This is a genomic window from Candidatus Magnetaquicoccus inordinatus (assembly GCF_004217665.1).
Taxonomy (GTDB): Bacteria; Pseudomonadota; Magnetococcia; order Magnetococcales; family Magnetaquicoccaceae; genus Magnetaquicoccus; species Magnetaquicoccus inordinatus.
In genome coordinates this window covers 1-2442 of record NZ_RXIU01000341.1, presented here as the reverse complement: position 1 = coordinate 2442, position 2442 = coordinate 1, and the positions used below count along the sequence as shown (strand labels likewise).

The 2442-nt window shown below is 55.7% G+C and carries 3 protein-coding genes; all 3 read left to right on the top strand.

Annotation, left to right across the window (positions count from 1 at the left end; translation table 11 throughout):
• Positions 1-1557: heavy metal translocating P-type ATPase (locus EJP87_RS15405; protein WP_130472746.1), on the top strand; the 1557-nt coding region annotated here is incomplete at its 5' end.
• Between the two features lies 1 nt (position 1558).
• Entirely contained in the window at positions 1559-1780 is a 222-nt protein-coding gene (gene ccoS / locus EJP87_RS15400; protein ID WP_130472745.1) for a cbb3-type cytochrome oxidase assembly protein CcoS, read from the top strand.
• Positions 1781-2095: 315 nt separating this feature from the next.
• Positions 2096-2442: hypothetical protein (locus tag EJP87_RS15395; RefSeq protein WP_130472744.1), on the top strand; the 347-nt coding region annotated here is incomplete at its 3' end.

The following is a 2442-nucleotide window of genomic DNA, read 5'->3' as shown; positions in this document are numbered from 1 at the left end:
TTGCTCAATCTGCAACCCCGGCAGGCGGTGGTATTACGCAATGGCCAGGAGTGCACCATTCCAGTACGGGAGGTGCAGGTGGGTGAAACCGTCCTGGTCAAACCAGGAGAGCGCATCCCGGTGGATGGTCGCATTCTCTCTGGACAAACCAGCGTCGATGAATCGATGTTGACCGGTGAATCCCTGCCAGTCAGCCGTACTGTCGGCGACTCTCTGGTCTGTGGCAGTCAAAATTTGGATGGCGCCGTCACCCTGAGTGTCACCCACATCGGTGAAGAGACCGCTCTGGCACGCATTCTGCGCTTGGTGGAACAGGCTCAAGCAGCCCGCCCGCCTATTCAAAGTCTGGCAGATCGTGTGGCAGCACGTTTTGTCGCTATTGTCCTTTTTTTGGCTGTGTTGACTCTGCTGCTGTGGTGGGATGAAAATACCGGTCTGGCTCTGGAAAATATGGTGGCGGTCTTGATCATCACCTGTCCCTGTGCGTTGGGGCTGGCTGCTCCCGCGGCAATGATCACCGCCATGGGCAGCGCTGCGCGCATGGGTATCCTGATTAAAAATGGTGAAACCATCGAACGCTTGGCACGAATCAATCAGGTGGTACTGGATAAGACCGGTGTCATCACTCTGGGCACGCCACAGGTCACCCGCCTACTGCCTGCCCCAGGCTTTAACGAAGAGTCCTTGCTCACCCTGGCAGCAACGGTGGAACGCTATTCCGAACATCCATTGGGACGGGCTATTGTCCGTGCCTGTCGGGAGCGCAACTGGCAACTGCTCGAAGGTGTGGAACAGGTTTGCAATCGTCCCGGCCTGGGCATGCAAGCGCAACTGGCTGGCAAAGAGATTCGTGTGGGACGCCCCTCTTTTGCCTTGGCAAACTCTCCCGAAGAGAACCGCACTCCCCCTGCAGAAAATGGACAAGCAGTGACCTGGAGCGCCTGCAGCCATGGTGGCACTCTGCTGGGCTGGATCGGTCTGGCCGATCCTGCAAAAAGCAATGCTGCTGAGGTAATCAGCGCTCTGCGACAACTGAAACTGCCCTCCCTGCTCCTCTCTGGTGACCGAGAGGCGGTGGTCGCAGAGATCGCGCGTCATACCGGTATCAGCCAAAGCATCAGTGAAGTCTTGCCTGCCGAAAAAGAGGAGCAGATTGCCCGCATGCAAAGTGCCGGCAGCAGCGTCGCCATGGTCGGCGATGGCGTCAACGATGCTCCTGCCCTGGCCAGAGCCGATGTGGCTATCACCGTCGCCAATGCTGCCGATCTGGCGGTCGCCTCTGCCGATGTTATTTTGCTCAACAAAGATCTCTACGCCGTGGTCCATACCTTTCGTCTGGCCCGTTTGACCATGCGTATCATCCATCAAAATTATCTCTTTTCCCTGTGTTATAATCTGCTGGCGATTCCTTTGGCCATGGCCGGTTTGGTCGCACCTATCTTTGCTGCCCTGGCCATGCCGCTCTCCAGTTTGGTGGTGGTGGGCAATGCCCTGCGCTTGCGTAATCCCCGCAACCTCTCGACCCCAATAGATCTGCACAGCAAAACAGCGAGGTGAAATGGAGATTCTTTATATATTATTGCCACTGGCACTTCTGCTGGGATTAAGCGGTCTCGCCGGCTTGATCTGGTCTATTCGGCACGGCCAGTTTGATGACTTGGAAGGTCCAGCATACCGCATCCTTTTTGACGATGATCAGGCATTGCTGCCGGTACCCCTGCCTACCAACAGCCCCGAAGCTCCCTCGACAACCGATCCCCCCTCGCTACCTCCAGCCTGAAATAGAGATTTCTCCCTTGGCAACCATTGTCTGCCGCTGGAATTTATACTAATCTGGCCGGAAGCGATTGTCGGTCAGCACTATCCGCTGCACGGAAAAAGCTTGCTCCCGTTTGGAGCAAATGCGCACAACGACAATGCAAATGTAATCCATTGGCACCCCCGACACACCTTGTTACAATGCACGGTTCTTTTGGCATGTCACAAGAAAACCGGTTGGCCGGATGGGCGTTGTTGAGACAACGCCAGACAATTGGGGGTAATTCCGGCGCTCCGGACCGCTTATATCCATTCATCAATGAAGGAGAGAAACAACATGGCAGACCTCTTTTCCGCAGACTGGATGAACCGCTTCCAGGAAGAGTGGAACAAAGAGCCCGAGCTGGTCGATACGCTGGGTAAGATTAATTTCAACTCTACAATCGCTTATGGCTTCGATGGCGAAAGCGCGCCCCGTGGTGTGCTGGTCGTTGAACAGGGCCGGGTGGTCAAAAGTGGCGCCTATAACGGCGAAACCATGAACTGGGATCTGCGTGCCACTCAGGAAAACTGGGAAAAATGGATCGCCAAGGGCGTGGGCATGATGGGATCAACTTTGCCACCCATCGGGCTCGTGTGCGTTGGCAACCGCAACAAACCAAACTTTCCGAGATCATCGCCGCC

What these genes read in the sequence shown, in the direction of transcription:
- ccoS (WP_130472745.1), top strand. Translation starts at nt 1,559, where the DNA reads ATGGAGATTCTTTATATATTATTGCCACTGGCACTTCTGCTGGGATTA.